The organism is Streptomyces wedmorensis, assembly GCF_000716445.1.
Classification (GTDB): Bacteria; Actinomycetota; Actinomycetes; order Streptomycetales; family Streptomycetaceae; genus Streptomyces; species Streptomyces wedmorensis.
In genome coordinates, this window is sequence record NZ_JNWK01000002.1 from 85,019 (window position 1) to 106,228 (window position 21,210).

A 21,210-nucleotide genomic window follows, 5' to 3' on the forward strand; every position below is an offset into this window, starting at 1 on the left:
CGCCCCCGCGCCCCGGGCCCGTCCCCGCGCCCTGGGGCCCGTCCCCGCCCCCTGGGGCCCGCCCCCGCGCCCCGGGGCCCGCCCTCGCAGCCCGGCACACCCGACACTCCTGGAGACCCCGTGGCCACGACCACCACCACCGCCCCCGCACCCACCGCCCCGCCCCGCGCCACCGCGCCTCCCCGCCCCCGCCCCGGGGTCGTCCTCGCCTCCACGGCCGCCGCCGTCACCGCCCTCCTCCTCCTGGTCGCCGTCGGCGCCCTCCTCCGCGAGCCGCTGCTGATCCCGCCGTTGGCGGCGAGCATGGCCCTGGTGGCGGGCGCGCCCGACCTGCCGCTGTCCCAGCCGCGTTCGGTGGTGGGCGGCCAGCTCCTCTCGGCCCTCACCGGCTTCGCGGTGCTCGCCGTGGCGGGACCCGGCCTGTGGGGCGCCGCCGTCGCGGGCGGCCTGGCCCTCGGCGTGATGATGGCCGCCAGGACCCCGCACTCGCCCGCGGCGGCCACGGCCGTCATCGTCGCCCTCCAGGCCCCGCCCTTCTGGTCGTTTCTCGGCCTTCTCGCGCTCGCCTCCCTCCTCCTGGTCGCCGTCGGGCTCGGGGCGGGCCGTGCCACGGGGCGGACGTATCCCCGGTACTGGTTCTAACCTCTGTCCATGCAGCAGGAGTTGAGGGTGGCGGCCTACGCCGTGTGCGTCCGCGGCGACGAGGTCCTCCTGGCCCGCTGGGTCGCGAAGGACGGCGTCAAGCGGTGGACCCTGCCGGGCGGCGGCATGGACCACGGCGAGGACCCCGTCCGTACCGTCGTCCGCGAGGTCGAGGAGGAGACCGGCTACCTGACCGAGCCCACCGCCCTCCTCGGAATCGACTCCATCCGGCGCTCCTGGCTCCGCCGGCTCGGCGGGCCCGGCGACTGGCAGGGGCTGCGGATCGTCTACGAGGCGCGGATCACCGGCGGCGCCCTGCGGAACGAGGAGGGCGGCTCCACCGACCTCGCCGCCTGGCACCCGCTCGACTCCGTGCCCTCCCTGCCCCGCGTCGAACTCGTCGACATAGGCCTCCAGCTCTGGCGCGACCGGCCGCCCCTGGGCCGCTCCCCCCTCACCGACCCGGCGAACGGCTGACCCCTCCGCCGGAGGGCCGGCTCCTCCCCACAAGGCTGAAAACGGCCCAACCGTCACGAGTGCGGTCAACCTTCGGCACCCACCCGCGGTCCCCTCCCCCGACCACAGCACGACGCAGCACACGATCAGGGGAGCCCCGCATGTCAGCCGTACGCACCGTCGTCGCCGCCACCCTCGTGGCGGGCCTCGCCGCCACCGCCCTCGCCGCGCCCGCCCTCGCGGCACCGGCGCACCGGCAGGACCACGCGGCCACCCGGCAGGCGCTCCAGGCCGCCGTCGCCGACGGCGTGCCCGGCGCCGTCGCCCAGGCCCGCGACGGGCGCGACCGATGGACCGGAACCGCCGGCGAGCGGAAGGGCAACGACCGTTTCAGGGTCGGTTCCATCACCAAGACCTTCACCGCCACCGTCCTCCTCCAGCTCCAGGCCGAGGGTCGTATCGACCTGGACGACCCGGTCGAGAAGTGGCTGCCCGGAGTCGTCCGGGGCAACGGCCACGACGGACGGAAGATCACCGTGCGCCAGTTGCTCAACCACACCAGCGGCGTCTACAGCTACACCGAGGACCCCGCCTTCCAGGAGCGCGTCTTCGGCGCCGGCTTCCTGGAGCACCGCTACGACACCTGGCCCGCCGGGAAGCTCGTCTCCGTCGCCATGACCCACAAGCCCGAGTTCGCGCCGGGCACCGCCTGGAGCTACTCCAACACCAACTACGTCCTCGCCGGCATGGTGATCGAGAAGGTCACCGGCCGCCCCTACGGCAAGGCCGTCGAGAACCGCATCATCAAGCCGCTCAAGCTCCGCGCCACCACCGTCCCCGGGACCCGCACGGCCATGCCGCGGCCCAGCAGCCCGGCGTACTCCAAGCTCTCCATGGACCCGAACGCCCCCGTCCACGAGGTCTCCGCGCTCAACCCCAGCATCGCGGGCGCGGCGGGCGAGATCATCTCCGACTCCCAGGACCTGCAGACCTTCTACCGCGCCCTGCTCAAGGGCCGGCTCCTCACGAAGGACGGCCTCAAGGAGATGACCGACACCGTCGCGATCTCCCCCGAGTACCCGAACCTCGGGTACGGCCTGGGGCTCATGAAGCAGAGGCTCAGCTGCGGCACGGAGGTCTGGGGCCACGGCGGCGGCATCCACGGCTCCTCCTCGCTGGCCCAGGCGACCCGTGACGGCGAGCACTCCCTCGCCGGCAACTTCAACGCCGACTGGACGGGCGACACCGAGGCCGTCGTCGAGGCCGAGTTCTGCGGCACCGCGCCGAAGGAGTAGCCGCCGGCGGGTGTCCCGCCGATCCGGCCTGACCGACCGGACACCCGCTAGCGCGGCAGGACGACGACGTACGCGGAGGGCTGCCGGTCCGGCGCGGCCATCAGGGCCGTACGGACCACGGTGGCCTGCTGGTCCATCGCCTCGCGCAGCTTGCGCGGGGTGATGTGGAGGACCGTGATGCCGAGCCGCTCCAGGTGCTCGCGCTTGCGGGTGTACTCCGACCAGAGCGCGTCGTCCTCCTGCCGCGGCGCCCGGGTGTCCAGCTCGACGGCGACCGCCTGGTCCGGCCAGTAGGCGTCCACGCCGCCCAGGTGGGGGCCGCCCGGCAGCCGCAGGTCCACGTTCCACAGCGGGTCCGGCAGGCCGGACTCCCGCACCATGTCGTACAGCCGCTGCTCGGAGAGCGAGCGCCCCTCGGCCAGCAGCGTGTCCACCGCGTCCACCACGTGCGGCCGCGTCAGCAGCCGGGCCCGGTTCAACTCCCTCACCACCGCGCCCGGTTCGCAGTGTCCGCCGCGGACGGCCTCGGTGAGCAGCCGGCGTACCGTCTCCGCGTCCGAGAGGCCCGACACCGCGTCGGCGACGGAGCGGGCGACCGGCGCGACGGGGACGCCCGTGAGCTCGACCGGCTCCGGGGCCTCGGGCGCGCGCACCACCCGCACCCAGCCGGTCGACCGCAGCCGCCGGGTGCGCGGCACCAGCACGTCGATCCGGTCCAGGGCGGTGAGCGGGGGAGCGGACGAGAAGCGGTGCAGGGTCAGGGCGGCGAGCCCGGTGATCATCGCGTCCGGCCTCAGGGTGGGTACGGCGCCGGTCCTGCGGGCGTAGAGGAGCGCGGCCTTCAGGCGGTCCTCGCTGGTGGGCTGCCCCGGGTGGAGCAGGAACACACCGGGCAGCAGCTGCTGCCAGCCGCCCGGCCGGCAGCGTGCGGCCACCTCGGCGGCGGGCATCCCCTGCGCCCTCAACTGGTCGGCCGACGCCAGGCGTTGGGCCCGTCCGGTGTGGGGGGAGAGGGGGAGGGGGCGGGGGGTGATGGGGGTGTTGTGGTTCATGCCGGGGGTCTTCCGCTCCCGAAGGCTCCCCTAACCCCTGTTACACGCTCGTCGACATTTAGGGACAAGCTCGCCCTAAAGTACGCGCGTTCGACTGCCGATGGGGGCGGCGCACCTTCACCGGAGCCGCCCCCACCGCGTCACTGCCTAGACCGCCGCGCGTCCATCGCACTCCTGCGCCCGCAGCGCCCGCGCCAGGTCGTCGCGCCCCTCGAGGACGAGGCGGCGCAGGGCCGGCGCGGCCGACGCGTGGGCGGAGAGCCAGTCGTCCGCCGCGGCCAGCGTCGTCTCGTCGTCCTGGAGGCCGGGGAACAGGCCCCGGACGACGTCCATGCCGATCTGGATCGACCGGTCGGCCCACAGCTGCTCGATCGCGGCGAAGTACTTCTCGCCGTACGGGGCGATCAGCTCGCGCTGCGAGGCCTGGACGAAGCCCGTGATGGTCGCTTCGACCAGCGCGTTCGACAGGGTGTCCGACTCGACGACCTGCGCCCACGCCTGCGCCTTGACCGCCGGCGAAGGCCGCGAGGCGAGGAGGCGGACCTGGTGGCGCTTGCCCGTCGCCGTGTCGTCGCGGGCCAGTTCCTCGTCGATCCGCTCCTCGTCCGCGAGGCCGTGCACGACCAGCGGGGTGAGCAGCGCCCAGCGCAGCTCCTGGTCGACGTCGAGGCCGTCGATCTTCGCCGTGCCGTCGAGCAGCCCCTCCAGGAGCTGGAAGTCGGCCTCCGACGAGGACGTCGCCGCGAAGAACCGCGCCCAGGTCAGCTGGTGCTCGCTGCCCGGCAGGGCGAGCCGCAGCTCGCGCAGCCCGCCGTCGGCGAGCAGCCGCCCGCCCTCCTCGCGCCACGTGTGCGCCGCGTAGTGGGTGACCGCGGACCTCGTCCAGGCGTGCACCATCTGGAGGACGCCGATGTCGGTCTCGCTGCCCGTGAAGGCGAGCGCGACGGCGACGAAGTCCCGGGCGGGCATCAGCCCGTCACGGGTCAGGTTCCACAGCGCGGACCAGCACAGGGCGCGGGCCAGCGGGTCGGCGATGGAACCGAGGTGCGCGCGCACGGTGGCGAGGGAGACCTCGTCGAAGCGGATCTTGCAGTACGTCAGATCGTCGTCGTTGACGAGCACCAGGTCGGGCCGCTCCTGGCCCGCGAGCTCGGAGACGACGGTCCGCGCGCCGGTGATGTCGACCTCGGCCCGCGCGTACCGGGCGAGCACTCCGTCGGACAGCCGGTAGAGGCCGACCGCCGCCCGGTGCGGACGCGGCTCGCCGCCCTCCTGGACGACGGCGAGCTCGGTGATCCGGCCCTCCGCGTCGCAGGTGACGGCCGGCGTCAGGGTGTTCACGCCGGAGGTCTGGAGCCAGGACTTCGCCCAGGCCTTCATGTCGCGCCCGGAGGTCTCCTCCAGGATCGCGAGGAGGTCGGCGAGCCGCGTGTTGCCGTAGGCGTGGCGCTTGAAGTAGCGGCGCGCGCCCTCCAGGAACGCCTCCCGGCCGGCGTAGGCGACGAGCTGCTTGAGGACCGACGCGCCCTTGGCGTACGTGATGCCGTCGAAGTTGAGCTTGGCGTCCTCCAGGTCACGGATGTCGGCCGTGATCGGGTGCGTGGACGGCAGCTGGTCGGCGCGGTACGCCCAGGCCTTGCGGTTGTTGGCGAAGGTCACCCAGCTGTTGGTGAAGCGGGTGGCCTCGGCGTTCACGAAGGAGCCCATGAAGTCGGCGAACGACTCCTTCAGCCACAGGTCGTCCCACCACACCATGGTGACCAGGTCGCCGAACCACATGTGCGCCATCTCGTGCAGGATGACGTTGGCCCGGCTCTCGTACTGGGCCTGGGTGACCCGGCCCCGGTAGACGTACTCCTCGCGGAAGGTCACCATCCCCGGGTTCTCCATCGCGCCGAGGTTGTACTCGGGGACGAAGGCCTGGTCGTACTTCCCGAAGGGGTAGGGGAAGTCGAAGTTGTCGTGGAAGAAGTCGAAGCCCTGCTTGGTGATGAGGAAGACGTCGTCCGCGTCGAAGTGCTTCGCCAGCGACTTGCGGCACATCGCGCCGAGCGGGATCTCCAGGTCGCCGCGCGTGTAGCTGTCGGTCACGTAGTGGTACGGGCCCGCCACGACACAGGTGATGTACGTCGAGATGGGCGCCGTCTCGGCGAACCGCCACACGCCGTCGGCGTCCCGTTCCCCCGCGCCGTTCGACCAGACCGTCCAGCCCTCGGGGGCGGTCACCGCGAAGCGGTACGGCGCCTTGAGGTCGGGCTGCTCGAAGTCGGCGTACACCCGGCGGGCGTCGGACGGCTCGTACTGCGTGTAGAGGTAGACCTCGCCGTCCTCCGGGTCGACGAAGCGGTGCATGCCCTCGCCGGTGCGGCTGTAGGCGCACTGCGCGTCCACGACGAGCACGTTCTCGTCGGCGAGGCCGTCGATCGCGATCCGCGAGCCGTCGAAGACGACCGCCGGGTCGAGCGTGCGGCCGTTCAGGGTGATCGCGTTCACGGAGGGCGCGATCAGGTCGACGAAGGTGGAGTCGCCCGTGCCGGTGCGGCGGAAACGGATCGTCGTCTCCGAACGGAAGGTGCGGACCGCTTCGGCGGAGTCGCCGACGGCCGAGCGGAGGTCGAGGACGACCTCGTACCCGTCGACGGACAGCAGCTCGGCCCGCTCCTGGGCCTCGTCGCGGGACAGATTCTCACCGGGCACGGTCACTCCTTCGTGGCGCGTTCGAAACAGCCGCAATCCTCCCATGTGCGGCTGTCCGCCGGGACACGGGAATCCGGGCGCCACGGGAATGCGGCCGCGTTACCGTGGCGTTGCCTCCTTTCGGCGCACCGCCTACTTCCCACGGCCGTATAGAGGAGTGACATGTCCGAGAGCAGGACCACCGCCGACTTCTACTTCGACCCGCTGTGCCCGTGGGCCTGGATGACCTCCCGCTGGATGCTGGAGGTCGAGCAGGTCCGTCCGGTCGACGTGCGCTGGAAGGTCATGAGCCTGGCCGTGCTCAACGAGGACCGGCTCGACGAGGTGCCGGCCGAGTACCGGGAGATGCTGGAGACCAAGGCCTGGGGCCCGGTCCGGGTCGTCATAGCGGCGCAGCAGCTGCACGGCGACGAGGTCGTCGGCAAGCTCTACACGGCGCTCGGCACCCGCTTCCACAACAACGGCGAGGGCCCGACCCGCGAGGCGATCGCCGGCGCCCTGGCCGACGTCGGCCTGCCCGAGGACCTGGTGGAGTACGCCGACAAGGACACCTACGACACCGAGCTGCGCGCCTCCCACCAGGAGGGCATCGGCAAGGTCGGCCAGGACGTCGGCACCCCCGTCATCGCCGTACCGGGCCCGACGGGCGACGAGGTCGCCTTCTTCGGTCCCGTCGTCACCCCGACCCCGCGCGGCGACGCGGCGGCCCGGCTCTGGGACGGCACCCTGCTGGTGGCGTCGACGCCGGGCTTCTACGAGATCAAGCGCACCCGTACGGCGGCGCCCAGCTTCGAGTAGTCCCCGGTCCGCCCCCGGTACGGAAGAACCCCCGCGATTCCTGTCATCGCGGGGGTTCTTCTTTCATCCGCCTGCCCGGTGAAGGTTGAGAAGACGATCACGAGCAGGAGCGCGGGTCAGAAGGAGATCAGCGGTACGGAGGCCTTGGCGGCGTGGTAGCGCCTGCTCACGTCCTGCCAGTTGACGACCTGCCACATGGCCTCGATGAAGTCGACCTTCTGGTTCTTGTACTGCAGGTAGAAGGCGTGCTCCCAGGCGTCGAAGACGAGGACCGGGACCGAGCCCTGGCCGACGTTGCCCTGGTGGTCGTAGACCTGCTCGACGATGAGCCGGCCGCTGATCGGCTCGTACGCGAGGACGCCCCAGCCGGAGCCCTGGGTGGTCGCGGAGGCCTTGGTGAGCTGGGCCTTGAACTTGGCGAAGGAGCCGAAGGACTCGGTGATGGCGTCCGCGAGGTCACCGACGCCGTCGGCGGCCAGCGGCTCGCCCCCGCCCCCGTTCTTCGGGCTGTCCATGTTGTTCCAGTAGATGGAGTGCAGGATGTGGCCGGAGAGGTGGAACGCGAGGTTCTTCTCCAGGCCGTTGATCGCGCCCCACTGGTCCTTGTCGCGCGCCTCCTCCAGCTGCTCCAGGGTGTCGTTCGCGCCCTTGACGTAAGCGGCGTGGTGCTTGTCGTGGTGCAGCTCGATGATCTGCGGATTGATCACCGGCTCCAGCGCCGCGTAGTCGTACGGCAGCTCCGGAAGTGTGTAGATCGCCATTGCCCGGCCCCTTCGACTGCTCCTGCTTGTTGCAACCTATGTGCAAGTGCAGGCTAGCAGTAGTTGATCTATCGGGGCATGAAAGGACCCCCGGACCGACGGGCGGTCCGGGGGTCGCGTACGGGCAAGGGGGGAGGGGTCAGGAGGCCCGGCCCGCCGCCCTCTGCCGCACGAAGCCGACGACGGCGAGCAGCAGGGTCAGCCCGCCCGTCCAGTACAGCTGGACGCGGGTGCCTTCCTCGCGGGCCATCAGGACGAAGATCGCCGCCATGCCGGCCAGCGCCACCCAGGTCAGGACCGGGAACGCCCACATGCGCACGACCAGCTTCTCCGGCGCCTCCCGCTCGGTGCGGCGGCGCAGCACCAGCTGCGAGGCGGCGATGAAGAACCAGACGACCAGGATGATCGCGCCGATCGTGTTGAGCAGCCAGACGAAGATGTCGGCCGGCCGCCAGTAGCTCAGCAGCACGCAGCCGAAGCCGAAGACCGAGGAGACCAGCACGGCCGGGCGGGGGACGCCGCCGAAGAGGCGGCCGAGCGCCTTCGGGCCCTGGCCGCGCGCGACGAGCGAGCCGGCCATGCGGGAGGCGCCGTAGATGTTGGCGTTCATCGCCGACAGCAGGGCGACCAGCACGACGACGTTCATGATCTCGCCGGCGCCCGAGATGCCCAGGTGGTCGAGGGTGGCGACGTACGGGCCCTTCTCCACGACCGCCTTGTCGTCCCACGGGACGAGGGTCACGATGACCGCCATCGAGCCGATGTAGAAGAGGGCGATCCGCCACATCGCCGTGCGGACGGCCTTGGCGACGCCCTGCACCGGGTGCTCCGACTCGGCCGCCGCGATGGTGACCGTCTCCAGGCCGCCGTAGGCGAAGACCGAGGCCAGCAGACCCACGATCAGGCCCTCGGAGCCGTTCGGGAAGAACCCGCCGTCGCCGGTCAGGTTCGCGGTGCCCGGAGCGTCCGTGCCGGGCAGGACGCCGACGATCGCGAGCACGCCGATGCCGAGGAAGAGGACGATCGCGCCGACCTTCAGCGCGGCGAACCAGAACTCGAACTCGCCGAAGTTCTTCACCGCCGCCAGGTTGGTGACGGTGAAGACCACCATGAACAGCGCGACCCAGGCCCACTCGGGGCTGCCCGGGAACCAGCCGGTCATGATCTTCGCCGCGCCGATGCCCTCCAGGCCGACGGCGACGCAGAGCAGGAACCAGAAGGCCCAGCCCGAGGTGAAGCCCGCCCAGGAGCCGAAGGCCCGCTCGGCGTGGACGGAGAAGGAGCCGGAGGCCGGGTTCGCCGCCGACATCTCGCCGAGCATCCGCATCACGAGCATCACGAGGATGCCGGACAGGGCGTAGGCGATCACGATCGACGGACCGGCGGCGGCGATGCCGGCGCCGGAGCCGACGAAGAGGCCGGCACCGATGACGCCGCCGAGGGCGATCATCGAGAGGTGGCGCTGCTTGAGGCCGTGCGAGAGACCCTCGGCGGGTGCGGTCGCGCCGTCCTTGCGGTCGGCCGGCGCGGGCGCGGTGGTCCGGGACATGAGCGAACCCTGTTCACTAGCTGAGACGGGGAGGAGCCCACAGTCTGGGTGGGTGCACCGCTCAGAGGGAACACGCGTCCGCTATACGGTCACGATCCTCACACAAAGTGAAGAATCATGGCCGTTTCGTACGCATCTCCCGCACCCAGGCCACCCCCAGCACCACGGCCGTCGCCGCAGCCGACCACAGCACCTGCGGCCGCGCCCCGTCGTCGCACAGCATCAGGACGAGCACCGCCGCCATCGCGGCCAGCGCCACCCACGTCAGCCAGGGGAAGCCCCACATCCGCAGCGTCAGCGTCTCCGGCGCCTCCCGCTCGATCCGGCGCCGCAGCCGCAGCTGCGAGACCGCGATCAGCGCCCAGACGAAGAGCAGCACCGCGCCGACCGCGTTGAGCATGTAGAGGAAGACGGAATCCGGCCACTTCAGATTCAGCAGTACGGAGACGAAGCCGAAGGCCACCGAGGCGAGCACCGCCCGGCGCGGCACCCCGCCGCCCGCCGACCCGTCGCCCGAGACCTTGAGCAGCCCCCTCGGCGCCTCCCCGCGCTCCGCGAGCGAGAACACCATCCGGGACGACCCGTAGAGGTTCGCGTTGAGCGCCGAGAGCAGCGCCACGAACACCACCACGTTCATGATCTGGCCCGCCCCCGGCACGCCGATCGCGTCCAGGACCGCCACGTACGGCGACTCGCCGGGCTTCATCGACGTCCACGGCAGCAGGGTCACGATCACCAGCATCGACCCCACGTAGAAGAGGAGGATCCGCCACACGGCGCTGCGCACCGCCCGCGCCACGTTCCGCGCGGGGTCGTCCGACTCGGCCGCCGCGATCGTGACGACCTCCAGGCCGCCGAACGCGAAGACGACCGCGAGGACCCCGGAGACCACGCCGGACCAGCCGTTCGGCAGGAACCCGCCCTGCCCGGTCAGATTGGTCATCCCCACCGGGTCCGTGTCGGGCAGCCACCCCACGATCGCGAGCACGCCCAGGACGAGGAAGAGGACGATCGCTCCGACCTTCAGCGCGGCGAACCAGAACTCGAACTCGCCGAAGTTCTTCACCGCCGCCAGGTTGGCGACGGTGAACACGACCATGAAGACCAGCACCCAGCCCCACTGCGGAACCCCCGGCGCCCAGCCGTTCGCGATCCGCGCCGCGCCCGTCGCCTCCACGGCGAGGACCACCACGAGCAGGAACCAGTACAGCCAGCCCACCGAGAAGCCGGCCCACCGGCCCAGTGCCCGCTCCGCGTGGACCGAGAAGGCCCCCGACGCGGGCATCGCCGACGACATCTCGCCCAGCATCCGCATGACCAGCATCGCCAGCGCGCCGGCGATCAGGTACGAGACGACGATGCCGGGTCCGGCGACGGCGATGCCCGCTCCCGAGCCGACGAAGAGTCCCGCGCCGATCACTCCGCCGAGCCCCAGCATCGTCAGGTGACGCTGTTTCAGGCCGTGGGAGAGGGGCTCCGGTTCGGGGGCGAGGGAGTCGTGCATGTGGGGGGCTCGTGCTCTCTGACGGTTTATGGAGACCCAACAGTCTCTCCAGTGGACACCCCTTGGCGCAAAAGGGACCTCCGTGCACGAGTTCCCAGTGACGAGCGTCACGTGGCGCGACGCATGATCGGCGCGGTTTGTTCGATCTCCACGAAGTGCTCGACCGCCCCTTTGTGGGCGGCTGACGGTGATCGGGCGTTCACTCCTGGCATACCGTCAACCTGTCCCTCCCACCCTCACCCTCGCGGAGTACCGATGAGCACCGCCGCCGCCCCCGCCCGCACCCTCCGTGCGGGCACCGTCCTCGCCGACCTGATCCCGGCGAGCCGTGCCCGCGACATCGCCCTGGTCGTCGGTGGCGCCGCCCTCACCGGTCTCGCCGCGCAGATCTCCGTCCCGGTCCCCGGCTCCCCGGTCCCGGTCTCCGGCCAGACCTTCGCCGCGCTGCTCGTCGGCACCGCGCTCGGCGCCCGACGCGGCTTCCTCGCCCTCGCGCTGTACGCGGTGGCCGGCATGGCGGGAGTGCCGTGGTTCGCGCAGGCCACCTCCGGCTACGGCATGCCCTCCTTCGGCTACATCCTCGGCATGCTCCTCGCCTCGACCGTCGTCGGAGCCCTCGCCCGCCGTGGCGCCGACCGCTCGGTGCTCCGCACCGCCGGCGCCATGGTCCTCGGCTCGGCGATCATCTACGCCGTCGGCGTCCCCTACCTGGCCCTCGCCACCGGCATGACCCTCGGCCAGGCCGTCGCCGCCGGCCTCACCCCGTTCCTCATCGGCGACGCCCTCAAGGCCGCCCTCGCGATGGGCGCCCTGCCGGCCGCCTGGAAGCTGGTCGGCCGCAAGGGCTGAGCCCCGCGGACACGCGAGGAGGGCTATCGGGTCACAGCTGCTCGAGCTCTGTCTCCGGCTGGGCGGAGAGCTTCCCGAACTTCTGCCGGACCAGCGCCACGGCGATCACCAGCGCGGCCACCAGCAGCGAGAGGACGACCTGCTCGCGGGCGCTGCCGCCGTCGTAGAGCATGTAGCCGAGGACGAAGACGATCATGCCGATCGTCGCCCAGGTCAGGTACGGGAAGAGCCACATCTTCACGACGAGCTTCTCCGGCGTCTCGCGCTGGATGATGCCGCGCATCTTCAGCTGGGTCACGCAGATGACCAGCCAGACGAAGAGCGCGACCGCGCCGGAGGAGTTCAGCAGGAAGGCGAAGACGGTGTCCGGCCACTTGTAGTTGAAGAAGACCGCGACGAAGCCGAAGACGACCGAGCCGAGGATCGCCGCCGTGGGCACGCCCCGCTTGTTGACCTTGGCGAAGGCCTTCGGCGCGTCGCCGCGCTGCCCGAGCGAGAAGGCCATGCGCGAGGCCGTGTAGAGGCCCGAGTTCAGGCAGGACAGGACGGCCGTGAGGACGATCACGTTCATGATCTGGCCGGCGTTCGCGATGCCGATGGAGTCGAGGGCGGCGACGTACGAGCCCTTCTCGACGATCGACTTGTCGTTCCACGGCAGCAGGGTCAGGACGATGAAGATCGAGCCCAGGTAGAAGACGCCGATCCGCCAGATCACGCTGTTGGTGGCCTTGGTGACCGCCTTCTGCGGGTCCTCGGACTCACCGGCGGCCAGGGTGACGATCTCGCTGCCCATGAAGGAGAAGACGACCATCAGCACACCGGTGAGGATCGCCCCGGCGCCCATCGGGAAGAAGCCCCCGCTGTCGGTGAGGTGCGCGAAGCCCGCGCCCGGGTTGTCCGAGCCGGGGAGCACGCCGAAGACGGCCAGCATGCCGATGACGACGAAGGCGCCGATGGCGACGACCTTGATCCCGGCGAACCAGAACTCGAACTCGCCGTACGAGGCGACCGAGCCGAGGTTGGTGATGGTGAGCACCACCATCACGATGAGCGCCCAGCCCCACTGCGGTACGGCGGGGACCCAGCTCTCCAGGATCTTGGCGCCCGCGGTGGCCTCGACGGCGAGGACGACGACCCAGAAGAACCAGTACAGCCAGCCGATGCTGAAGCCGGCCCAGCGGCCGAGGGCGCGGTCCGCGTAGGCGGAGAAGGAGCCGGAGGACGGCCGGGCGGCGGCCATCTCGCCGAGCATCCGCATCACGAAGACGACCATGGCGCCGACGAGTGCGTAGGAGAGCAGGATCGCGGGACCCGCCGCGGCGATGCCGGAGCCGGAGCCGACGAAGAGGCCGGCGCCGATCACACCGCCGATGGCGATCATCGACAGGTGACGGTTCTTGAGTCCGGCCTTGAGGCCGTCGGAGGAGGGCGCGGTCCCGGTGGTGCCGGTCTCCTGGCCGTCCTTCGTCAGGGTCGGTTGCGTGTTCATCAACGCTTCCTCGTGTGTGGGGGGCGCTCGGGTCGCGAGCCTGAGCATTGAACCCTGTGAACAGGGGTGATCGGAAGCCCTCATTCCGGATTGTTGTACGGGCGACCTCGCGAGGGTCGAAGGTCCGTACCAGGCCGGGTGAAGGTCCCGACCCCGCTGCCTGCTACCCGGGTCCTGGCGTGCCACACTCGGTTTCATGCGCGTCTACATCGGTTCCGACCACGCCGGATTTGAACTCAAGAACCACCTCGTCGAGTGGCTCACCGCACACGGTCACGAGGCCGTCGACTGCGGTCCCCACATCTACGACGCCCTCGACGACTATCCGCCGTTCTGCCTGCGTGCCGCCGAGAAGACGGCCGCGGACCCGGACAGCCTGGGCGTCGTCATCGGCGGCTCGGGCAACGGCGAGCAGATCGCCGCGAACAAGGTGAAGGGGGTCCGCGCCGCCCTCGCCTGGAGCGAGCAGACCGCCGCCCTCGGCCGCGAGCACAACAACGCCAACGTGATCTCCGTCGGCGGCCGGATGCACACCCAGGAAGAGGCGACCAAGTTCGTCGAGATCTTCCTGAACACCCCGTACTCCGGTGACGAGCGTCACACCCGCCGCATCGACATGCTCACCGCGTACGAGAACACCGGCGAGCTCCCCCCGATCCCGGCGCACCACCCGCAGGAGCCGACCGCCTGATGCCCGAGGGGCACACCATCCACCGGCTGGCCGCCGACCACCGCGAGCGGTTCGGCGGCCGGCCCGTGCGCGTCTCCAGTCCGCAGGGCAAGTTCGCCGACTCGGCGGCCCTGCTCGACGGCACCGTCCTGGAGACCACCGAGGCCCACGGCAAGCACCTCTTCCTCGGCTTCGAGGGCATGGGCTGGGTCCACATCCACCTCGGCCTCTTCGGCAAGGTGAACTTCGGCGACGCCCCCGCCCCGCCGCCCACCGACACCGTCCGGCTGCGGCTCGCCACCCCCGACGCGTACGTCGACCTGCGCGGCCCCACCACCTGCGCGTACATCACGGACGCCGAGAAGCAGGCGATACACGACCGCCTCGGCCCCGACCCGCTCCGCGACGGCGACGACCCCGGCCGGGCCTGGCACCGCGTCTCGAAGTCCCGCACCACCGTCGCCGCCCTCCTCATGGACCAGAAGGTCATCGCCGGCGTCGGCAACGTCTACCGCGCCGAAGTCCTCTTCCGGCACGGCATCGACCCCTACCGCGCCGGCAAGGACCTCACGCCGGGGGAGTGGGACGCGATCTGGACCGACCTCGCCGCGCTGATGCGCGAAGGCGTCCGCCTCAACCGCATCGACACCGTCCGCCCCGAGCACACCCCCGAGGCCATGGGCCGCCCGCCCCGCGTCGACGACCACGGCGGCGAGGTCTACGTCTACCGCCGCGCGAACCAGCCGTGCCACATCTGCGAGGGCGAGATCCGCACCGCCGACCTCGCCGCCCGCAACCTCTTCTGGTGCCCCACCTGCCAGTCGGCCTAGGGTCTGTCCGGCGGATCAGGGCCGGACAGGCCCCAGTCGCGTCCGCCCCGTCGCGGGCGATCGTTCCGCAGGGCGGAACGGGTGGGCACGACCCCCACAGGGCGTCTCCCGTCCCCGTCCCGCCCGTCCCCGTCCCGCCCGTCCCCGGACCAGGTCAGAACCCGTGCGGCAGCCACGGCGCGACCGGCGACCCGAACGCCACCGACGCCTCGACCAGCGCCCCCTCCCGAAGCTCCCGCACCCGCCCGGCCGCGGCCAGCGAGACCAGCGACGTCCCACCCAGGTACGCCGCCCCCAACTCCCGCACGGACAGCGCCAGATCCGCGGGATCCGACGTCCGCGCGCACACCGCCCCCTTGACGTCCCCCGTCACCCGCCAACGTCCCTCGTTCCACGGGCAGAACGCGTCCTCGACCTCGAACACCACGTCCACCGGCGCCTGGTACGTCCGCGCCTCCAGCGCCGCGCCCACGTCCACGAGCCGGAGGAACAGCGCCTCCCGCGCCTTCGGCTCGCACCGCCGCACGTCCGACACCAGGTGCCGCCAGGCGCCGTCCACCGGACTGCTCTGGATCCGCACCGTCGACGTCAGGTCCACCGAGCACAGGAACCGCCACAGCGCGGCCTCCGCGGCCGGGTCGAGCGCGAGCACCTGCTCCACCACCACGGAACCGTCCGCCCCCGCGAACGACCAGTTCGGCCTGATCGCGTAGTGGGTGAAGCCCACGACCTCGCCGCCCCGCTCCGCCAGCACGCACAGCCGCGGCGAGGCGCCCTCGCGCTCCGACTCGGGGTCGAGCAGCGGCAGCCGCTCCCAGCCGGGCCGCCGGGCCAGCATCCCGGGCCGCGACGGCACCAGCCGGGCGTACACCTCCTCGCAGACCGCCGAGGACTCCGCCAGGTCCGCCTGCCGCAGCGTCACCCCGTCCACGCCGTCCGGCAGCGAGAGCCGCACCCGGTTCGTGTCGACCGTCGCGCGCTCGGTCCACGTCGCGGCGCCGTAGCCGAACCGCCCGTAGATCACCGGCTCGGAGGCCGTGAGCACGGCCACCGGCTCACCCGCCGCCCGTACGTCGTCGAGCTGCCGCCGCATCATCGAGGTCAGGATCCCGCGCCGCCGGTGCGTGCCCGCCACGCTCACCATCGTCACGCCCGCCGCCGGCACGAGCGCTCCGCCCGGCACCGTGAGCCGGAACGAGAACGCCCCCGAGGTCCCCACGCACAGGTCCCCGTCCCAGGCACCGAGCGACCGCTCGAACTCCGTCAGGTCCCGCCACAGGGCGCGCGCGTCCGGTGGCTCGTGAATGCCCCCGAACGCGAGGTCCAGCACCGCGAACCAGCGGTCCCATTCGTTCGGGTCGAGCACCCGGAGTTCAGTCGTCATATGCCATCGATATCAGCGGCGCACGCCCGGGGCGACCCGATTTCACGCACATTGTCACCGGGTACCCCTGCGCGATGACAGGACGTGTGGATAGGGTCCAGGCCAATGGGACACCGCGCCGGAGTGAACGCGTACGCGGCCCGGCTGCGCAGGCGCGCCCGCCGGGCCCGCGTCGCCCTGCGCAAGTCCGCCGTCGACTACTTCCGCGGCGACGGCTCCGACTGGCTCGCCTTCGCCGGACTCCTGCTGATGATTCCGGCCATCGCCTGGGGGACGATCCTCAACCCGATCTGGTGCGCGCCCGCCGCGCTCGCCCTGCCGATCGTGGCCGGCGGACTGCTGCTGCGCCCCGCCAGCCTGCTCGGTCTCTACGCGACCGCGGCCGGCGCCCTGATCGTCGAGTCCGTCGTCCTCGGCCCGTACACCCAGGGCCCCGCCCGGGTCACCCCCGGCACCGTCCTCGTCGTCGCCGCCTGCGGCCTCTTCGGGCTGCTCATCGCCCAGTTCCGGGCCCGGGTCGGCGTGCCCTGGCGGCGCGGCGGCACCATGCTCTTCGACCTGCGCGAGCGCATCCGGGTGCAGAGCGCCCTGCCGCGCCTCCCGCAGGGCTGGCACCGCGAGATGGCGCTCCGCCCGGCCGGCGGCCAGTCCTTCTCCGGCGACTTCGTCGTCGCCGCCCGCACCCACGGCGGCCGGACCCTGGAGGTCGTCCTCACCGACGTCTCCGGCAAGGGCATGGACGCAGCCTCCCGCTCCCTGCTGCTCTCCGGCGCCTTCGGCGGCCTCCTCGGCTCGCTCCCGCCGCACGGCTTCCTCCCCGCGGCCAACGGCTATCTGCTCCGCCAGAACTGGGACGAGGGCTTCGCCACCTCGATCCACCTCGTCCTCGACCTGGAGTCCGGCGACTACGAGCTCTACTCGGCCGGCCACCTGCCCGCCCTCCAACTCCACGCGGGCAGCGGCCGCTGGGAGGAGAAGGACGCCGAGGGCCCGCTCCTCGGCGTCTACGACGGTGCCGAGTTCCACCCGGTCAAGGGCTCGCTGCGCCCCGGCGACGTCCTCATGCTCTTCACCGACGGCCTCGTCGAGGCCGCCGACCGGGACATCGCCGAGGGCATCGACCGCCTCACCGGCGAGGCCGACCGCTGCGTCGTCGACGGCTTCGAGGGCGTCGCCTGGCACCTCATCGAGGCCGTCGCCAAGGACGTCAACGACGACCGCGCCCTCCTCCTCATCTCCCGCCCGGTCTGACGCGCCGCCCTCCCCGGGCGAAGTGATCTTCTCCACGACGATTCGTCACCCGGCAGCGAGGGCAGGGGGGTTGGTGGCACGATGGAGGCAGCGGGGGGTGTTCCGGGACACGGGCTCCCTGGTGGGCAACGTGGGACCGACCGAGGGTGTGATCAGTTGTGGCCATTTCACTGTCTGTGGTGTTGCTCTTGGCAATCATCCTGGTGGTGCTGATCCGCGGGGGGAACCTCAAGGGCGGTCCGGCCGTCGTCGCCGTCCTTTTCGGCTTCTTCCTCGCCTCCACCGGCATGGCCGACGACATCCAGCGCTTCCTGGACTCGATAACGCAGACGGTCGCCTCCATCAAGTTCTGACGACGACACCGGAACGAGCGACGACGGGCCCCCGCCGAGGTCGGCGGGGGCCCGTCGCGCGCGCAGGGCGCGGATCATGTCCGTAACGCAGAAAACCCCAGGATGACCTGGGGTTTTCTCGGTTTGGAGCGGGTGACGGGAATCGAACCCGCGTAGCTAGTTTGGAAGACTAGTGCTCTACCATTGAGCTACACCCGCACAGCGTCGCGCCGCAGGTCACGAGGACCGCGGCACGAGGAGCATGGTAGCCGGTCCACGGCGTTCTTCGCACACCCCGAAAACGGGGGGCGCCGCACAGTCCTCGTCCATGTACCCTACGTGTCGCACCGACGGGGTGTGGCGCAGCTTGGTAGCGCGTCCGCTTTGGGAGCGGAAGGCCGTGGGTTCAAATCCCGCCACCCCGACCATGACGATCACGCGCCCACCTCGCACGTTCTTGATCACGTTGTGGGCGTCATACCGCTTGCGGTTACTATGCAAGCTGCGTGCCCGTGTGTCTTTCTGACCGGGCCGAGCCGCCGGAGCCGCCACACGCGGTATCGGTGGAATCCAGGAATCAGCCACAAGGAGACCGAACCGTGAAGAGCGCCGTGGAGACCCTGAACCCGACCCGGGTTCGGCTCACTGTCGAGGTGCCCTTCGAGGAGCTCAAGGACAGCCTCGACGCGGCGTACAAGAAGATCAACCAGCAGGTCACGGTCAAGGGCTTCCGCAAGGGCAAGATCCCGGCTCGCGTGATCGACCAGCGGTTCGGCCGCGGCGCCGTGCTGGAGGAGGCCGTCAACGACGCGCTCCCGAAGTTCTACACCGAGGCCGTCAACGAGGCCGAGGTCAACCCGCTGGGCCAGCCCGAGGTCGACATCACCGAGCTGAAGGACGGCGAGCTGCTGGCCTTCACCGCCGAGGTCGACATCCGCCCGACGATCGAGATCCCGGACTACTCCGGCATCGAGGTCACCGTCGACGCGGTCGAGGTCACCGACGAGGACGTCGAGAAGTCCGTGGAGCAGCTCCGCGAGCGCTTCGCCTCGACCTCCCCGGTCGAGCGCGCCGCCCAGGACGGCGACGTTGTCACCATCGACCTCGAGGCCAAGGTCGACGGCGAGGTGCTGCCCGACGGTGTCGCGAGCGACGTCTCGTACACCATCGGTTCCGGCGAGCTGCTCGACGGCATCGACGAGGCCGTCAAGGGCCTGGAGGCCGGTGGCGAGGCCACCTTCACCTCGCAGCTGAAGGGCGGCTCCGCCGAGGGCAAGGACGCGGAGGTCACCGTCAAGGTCACCACCGTCGCCGCCCGTGAGCTCCCCGAGCTGGACGACGAGTTCGCGCAGATGGCGTCGGAGTTCGACACCCTCGACGAGCTCAAGGCCGACAGCCGCAAGCGCCTCGAGAACATGAAGCAGTTCGACCAGGCCACCCAGGCCCAGGAGCGCGTCCTCGACGAGCTCCTCAAGCTGGTCGAGGTCCCGATGCCCGAGAAGCTTCTCGAGGACGAGATCAACACCCGCAAGCACAACCTGGAGCACCACCAGCTCGGCCAGATGGGCCTCGACCTCGCGAAGTACCTGGAGATCCAGGGCAAGACCGAGGAAGAGTTCCTGGCCGAGACCAAGGAGCAGGCCGAGAAGGGCATCAAGACGCAGTTCATCCTCGATGAGCTCGTCAACAAGGAGAAGCTCGACGTCTCCCGCGAGGAGCTCACCGAGCACCTGTTCCGCCGTGCCGCCTCCTCCGGCATGAGCCCCGACCAGTTCGCCCAGGCCGTGGCCCAGGGCGGCCAGGTGCCGATGCTCGTCGGCGAGGTCGCTCGCGGCAAGGCCCTCGCGGTCGTCGTCGAGGCCGCCAAGGTCGTCGACACCAACGGTGAGGTCGTCGACCTCTCCGACGACGAGGACGAGGTCGAGACCGCCGCCGAGGCCGTCGAGGCCGTCACCGGCGAGACCGAGGTCTCCGAGGACAAGTAAGAGGCTCCGCGCCCCGGCGCGGAACCCCGTCCCACGGGCCCGTACGCACTGCTGTGCGTCCGGGCCCGTGGACGTACCAGGACCCCTTACACGTCCCCAACTACCTTGCGCTCCCAGCGAACAGTTCGGGAACCGGGATGGCGTTGTCCTACCTGCGCGTTAGGGTCCATGAATACGAGGGCAGTGCCCTCTGAACGAGACGCTGAGACGGCCTGGGCCGTCGGAGACGAGCAGGTGGATACGTGACGAATCTGAAGCCTTACGCCGCGGGTGAGCCGTCCATCGGTGGCGGCCTCGGCGACCATGTCTACAACCGGCTCCTCGGCGAGCGCATCATCTTCCTCGGCCAGCAGGTCGACGACGAGATCGCCAACAAGATCACCGCCCAGATGCTCCTCCTGGCCGCCGAGCCGGAGAAGGACATCTTCCTGTACATCAACAGCCCCGGCGGCTCGGTGACGGCCGGCATGGCCGTCTACGACACCATGCAGTTCATCCCGAACGACGTCGTCACCATCGGTATGGGCATGGCGGCCTCCATGGGCCAGTTCCTGCTCACCGCCGGCGCCCCCGGCAAGCGCTTCGCGCTGCCGAACACCGACATCCTGATGCACCAGGGCTCCGCCGGCATCGGCGGTACGGCCTCCGACATCAAGATCCAGGCCGAGTACCTCCTTCGCACGAAGAAGCGCATGGCCGAGATCACCGCGCAGCACTCCGGCCAGACCGTCGAGACGATCATCCGCGACGGCGACCGCGACCGCTGGTTCACCGCGGAGGAGGCCAAGGACTACGGCCTCATCGACGACATCATCACGCACGCCGCGGGTGTTCCGGGCGGCGGCGGCACGGGCGCCTGAGCGCCGGCCGCCGAAGAGCCCCCTCCCCCCGCCGAACGCCACCAGGACGGTGAACACCCCGATGCTTAACAACCTCTCCGCGAGCGGCCTCTACACCGGCGCGCCGATGGACAACCGCTACGTCGTGCCGCGCTTCGTGGAGCGCACCTCGCAGGGCATCCGCGAGTACGACCCGTACGCGAAGCTCTTCGAGGAGCGCGTGATCTTCCTCGGCGTGCAGATCGACGACGCCTCCGCCAACGACGTCATGGCGCAGCTGCTGTGCCTGGAGTCGATGGACCCGGACCGCGACATCTCGATCTACATCAACAGCCCCGGTGGCTCCTTCACCGCGCTGACGGCGATCTACGACACCATGCAGTTCGTGAAGCCGGACATCCAGACGGTCTGCATGGGCCAGGCGGCCTCCGCCGCGGCCGTGCTGCTCGCCGCCGGTACCCCCGGCAAGCGGATGGCCCTGCCGAACGCCCGCGTGCTGATCCACCAGCCGTCCGGCGGCACCGGCCGCGAGCAGCTCTCCGACCTGGAGATCGCGGCCAACGAGATCCTGCGCATGCGCAGCCAGCTGGAGGAGATGCTGGCCAAGCACTCCTCGACGCCGATCGAGAAGATCCGCGACGACATCGAGCGCGACAAGATCCTCACGGCCGAGGACGCCCTCGCGTACGGCCTGGTCGACCAGATCGTCTCGACCCGCAAGAGCACGGCCGCCGCGGCACACTGACGCCCGACCTTCCCCTGGCACGGTCCGCGTGGCCGAATCGCGACCATGTGAACCGTGCCAAGGGGGGCCCGAACCAGGGGCC

The 21,210-nt window shown here is 70.9% G+C and carries 19 protein-coding genes and 2 tRNA genes; 13 read left to right on the plus strand and 8 right to left on the minus strand.

Features of this window, described 5'->3' with window-relative positions; genetic code table 11:
• The first annotated feature begins 120 nt into the window (after positions 1-120).
• The 3 genes from OO54_RS01595 to OO54_RS01605 all read left to right on the plus strand — a co-directional run bounded on the left by OO54_RS01595 (position 121) and on the right by OO54_RS01605 (position 2,393).
• Complete coding sequence (locus OO54_RS01595) at positions 121-642, plus strand: HPP family protein (protein ID WP_033201073.1); 522 nt, start codon at positions 121-123, stop codon at positions 640-642.
• A 9-nt stretch (positions 643-651) separates the two neighbouring features.
• A complete protein-coding gene (locus OO54_RS01600) occupies positions 652-1,119 on the plus strand; it encodes an NUDIX hydrolase (protein WP_033201074.1) in 468 nt (155 codons plus the stop codon).
• Positions 1,120-1,259: 140 nt separating this feature from the next.
• On the plus strand, positions 1,260-2,393 hold the full coding sequence (locus OO54_RS01605) for a serine hydrolase domain-containing protein (RefSeq protein WP_033201075.1): 1,134 nt from the start codon (positions 1,260-1,262) through the stop codon (positions 2,391-2,393).
• 47 nt (positions 2,394-2,440) lie between these two features.
• Here the strand turns inward: OO54_RS01605 and OO54_RS01610 are convergent, their stop codons facing one another.
• Positions 2,441-3,445: a hypothetical protein gene (locus tag OO54_RS01610; RefSeq protein ID WP_033201076.1), complete on the minus strand. Its 1,005-nt coding sequence runs from the start codon at positions 3,443-3,445 to the stop codon at positions 2,441-2,443.
• A 147-nt stretch (positions 3,446-3,592) separates the two neighbouring features.
• Positions 3,593-6,142: an aminopeptidase N gene (gene pepN / locus OO54_RS01615; RefSeq protein WP_200146714.1), complete on the minus strand. Its 2,550-nt coding sequence runs from the start codon at positions 6,140-6,142 to the stop codon at positions 3,593-3,595.
• Between the two features lie 162 nt (positions 6,143-6,304).
• Here pepN and OO54_RS01620 point away from each other — a divergent pair, with 162 nt between their 5' ends.
• Positions 6,305-6,940, plus strand: coding sequence for a mycothiol-dependent nitroreductase Rv2466c family protein (locus tag OO54_RS01620; RefSeq protein ID WP_033201078.1), 636 nt, complete (start codon positions 6,305-6,307; stop codon positions 6,938-6,940).
• A gap of 116 nt (positions 6,941-7,056) precedes the next feature.
• Here the strand turns inward: OO54_RS01620 and OO54_RS01625 are convergent, their stop codons facing one another.
• From OO54_RS01625 to OO54_RS01635, 3 genes are all read right to left on the minus strand, one after another.
• A complete protein-coding gene (locus OO54_RS01625) occupies positions 7,057-7,701 on the minus strand; it encodes a superoxide dismutase (RefSeq protein WP_033201079.1) in 645 nt (214 codons plus the stop codon).
• Between the two features lie 139 nt (positions 7,702-7,840).
• Positions 7,841-9,250: an amino acid permease gene (locus tag OO54_RS01630; RefSeq protein ID WP_033201080.1), complete on the minus strand. Its 1,410-nt coding sequence runs from the start codon at positions 9,248-9,250 to the stop codon at positions 7,841-7,843.
• 115 nt (positions 9,251-9,365) lie between these two features.
• Positions 9,366-10,754 carry an amino acid permease gene (locus tag OO54_RS01635; RefSeq protein WP_033201081.1) on the minus strand — a complete coding sequence of 463 codons (1,389 nt, stop codon included), beginning with the start codon at positions 10,752-10,754 and terminating at the stop codon, positions 9,366-9,368.
• 255 nt (positions 10,755-11,009) lie between these two features.
• Here OO54_RS01635 and OO54_RS01640 point away from each other — a divergent pair, with 255 nt between their 5' ends.
• Positions 11,010-11,603: a biotin transporter BioY gene (locus OO54_RS01640; RefSeq protein WP_017239326.1), complete on the plus strand. Its 594-nt coding sequence runs from the start codon at positions 11,010-11,012 to the stop codon at positions 11,601-11,603.
• A 31-nt stretch (positions 11,604-11,634) separates the two neighbouring features.
• Here the strand turns inward: OO54_RS01640 and OO54_RS01645 are convergent, their stop codons facing one another.
• Positions 11,635-13,092: an amino acid permease gene (locus OO54_RS01645; RefSeq protein ID WP_033201082.1), complete on the minus strand. Its 1,458-nt coding sequence runs from the start codon at positions 13,090-13,092 to the stop codon at positions 11,635-11,637.
• A gap of 196 nt (positions 13,093-13,288) precedes the next feature.
• Here OO54_RS01645 and OO54_RS01650 point away from each other — a divergent pair, with 196 nt between their 5' ends.
• Positions 13,289-13,783, plus strand: coding sequence for a ribose-5-phosphate isomerase (locus OO54_RS01650; RefSeq protein ID WP_017239325.1), 495 nt, complete (start codon positions 13,289-13,291; stop codon positions 13,781-13,783).
• Positions 13,783-14,592: an Fpg/Nei family DNA glycosylase gene (locus OO54_RS01655; protein WP_033201083.1), complete on the plus strand. Its 810-nt coding sequence runs from the start codon at positions 13,783-13,785 to the stop codon at positions 14,590-14,592. The genes OO54_RS01650 and OO54_RS01655 overlap by 1 nt, the downstream gene beginning before the upstream one ends.
• A 154-nt stretch (positions 14,593-14,746) precedes the next feature.
• On the opposite strand, the gene OO54_RS01660 is transcribed toward OO54_RS01655, so the two are convergent.
• A complete protein-coding gene (locus tag OO54_RS01660; protein ID WP_033201084.1) occupies positions 14,747-15,976 on the minus strand; it encodes a GNAT family N-acetyltransferase in 1,230 nt (409 codons plus the stop codon).
• Between the two features lie 105 nt (positions 15,977-16,081).
• Between OO54_RS01660 and OO54_RS01665 the strand changes: the two genes are divergently transcribed.
• Together OO54_RS01665 and OO54_RS01670 are read left to right on the plus strand one after the other, a co-directional pair.
• Complete coding sequence (locus OO54_RS01665; protein WP_033201085.1) at positions 16,082-17,227, plus strand: PP2C family protein-serine/threonine phosphatase; 1,146 nt, start codon at positions 16,082-16,084, stop codon at positions 17,225-17,227.
• Positions 17,228-17,385: 158 nt separating this feature from the next.
• Entirely contained in the window at positions 17,386-17,580 is a 195-nt protein-coding gene (locus OO54_RS01670; RefSeq protein WP_015033610.1) for a hypothetical protein, read from the plus strand.
• Between the two features lie 124 nt (positions 17,581-17,704).
• Here OO54_RS01670 and OO54_RS01675 read toward each other — a convergent pair.
• Positions 17,705-17,778 (minus strand) — tRNA-Gly (locus OO54_RS01675).
• A gap of 132 nt (positions 17,779-17,910) precedes the next feature.
• Here OO54_RS01675 and OO54_RS01680 point away from each other — a divergent pair.
• From OO54_RS01680 to OO54_RS01695, 4 genes are all read left to right on the plus strand, one after another.
• Positions 17,911-17,987: transfer RNA gene (locus OO54_RS01680), tRNA-Pro, on the plus strand.
• Positions 17,988-18,158: 171 nt separating this feature from the next.
• A complete protein-coding gene (gene tig, locus OO54_RS01685) occupies positions 18,159-19,544 on the plus strand; it encodes a trigger factor (protein ID WP_017239322.1) in 1,386 nt (461 codons plus the stop codon).
• 242 nt (positions 19,545-19,786) lie between these two features.
• Positions 19,787-20,404, plus strand: a complete 618-nt coding sequence (locus tag OO54_RS01690; protein WP_033201086.1) for an ATP-dependent Clp protease proteolytic subunit — start codon at positions 19,787-19,789, stop codon at positions 20,402-20,404.
• A gap of 61 nt (positions 20,405-20,465) precedes the next feature.
• On the plus strand, positions 20,466-21,128 hold the full coding sequence (locus OO54_RS01695; protein WP_033201191.1) for an ATP-dependent Clp protease proteolytic subunit: 663 nt from the start codon (positions 20,466-20,468) through the stop codon (positions 21,126-21,128).
• Positions 21,129-21,210 lie beyond the last annotated feature (82 nt).

Bases quoted from the DNA above. Each gene is read 5' to 3' on its own strand.
- OO54_RS01625 (WP_033201079.1), bottom strand. From the start codon at position 7,701: ATGGCGATCTACACACTTCCGGAGCTGCCGTACGACTACGCGGCGCTG.
- OO54_RS01645 (WP_033201082.1), bottom strand. From the start codon at position 13,092: ATGAACACGCAACCGACCCTGACGAAGGACGGCCAGGAGACCGGCACC.
- OO54_RS01620 (WP_033201078.1), top strand. From the start codon at position 6,305: ATGTCCGAGAGCAGGACCACCGCCGACTTCTACTTCGACCCGCTGTGC.
- OO54_RS01655 (WP_033201083.1), top strand. From the start codon at position 13,783: ATGCCCGAGGGGCACACCATCCACCGGCTGGCCGCCGACCACCGCGAG.
- OO54_RS01630 (WP_033201080.1), bottom strand. From the start codon at position 9,250: ATGTCCCGGACCACCGCGCCCGCGCCGGCCGACCGCAAGGACGGCGCG.
- OO54_RS01660 (WP_033201084.1), bottom strand. From the start codon at position 15,976: ATGACGACTGAACTCCGGGTGCTCGACCCGAACGAATGGGACCGCTGG.
- OO54_RS01600 (WP_033201074.1), top strand. From the start codon at position 652: ATGCAGCAGGAGTTGAGGGTGGCGGCCTACGCCGTGTGCGTCCGCGGC.
- OO54_RS01640 (WP_017239326.1), top strand. From the start codon at position 11,010: ATGAGCACCGCCGCCGCCCCCGCCCGCACCCTCCGTGCGGGCACCGTC.
- OO54_RS01635 (WP_033201081.1), bottom strand. From the start codon at position 10,754: ATGCACGACTCCCTCGCCCCCGAACCGGAGCCCCTCTCCCACGGCCTG.
- OO54_RS01665 (WP_033201085.1), top strand. From the start codon at position 16,082: ATGGGACACCGCGCCGGAGTGAACGCGTACGCGGCCCGGCTGCGCAGG.
- OO54_RS01650 (WP_017239325.1), top strand. From the start codon at position 13,289: ATGCGCGTCTACATCGGTTCCGACCACGCCGGATTTGAACTCAAGAAC.
- OO54_RS01610 (WP_033201076.1), bottom strand. From the start codon at position 3,445: ATGAACCACAACACCCCCATCACCCCCCGCCCCCTCCCCCTCTCCCCC.
- OO54_RS01695 (WP_033201191.1), top strand. From the start codon at position 20,466: ATGCTTAACAACCTCTCCGCGAGCGGCCTCTACACCGGCGCGCCGATG.
- OO54_RS01605 (WP_033201075.1), top strand. From the start codon at position 1,260: ATGTCAGCCGTACGCACCGTCGTCGCCGCCACCCTCGTGGCGGGCCTC.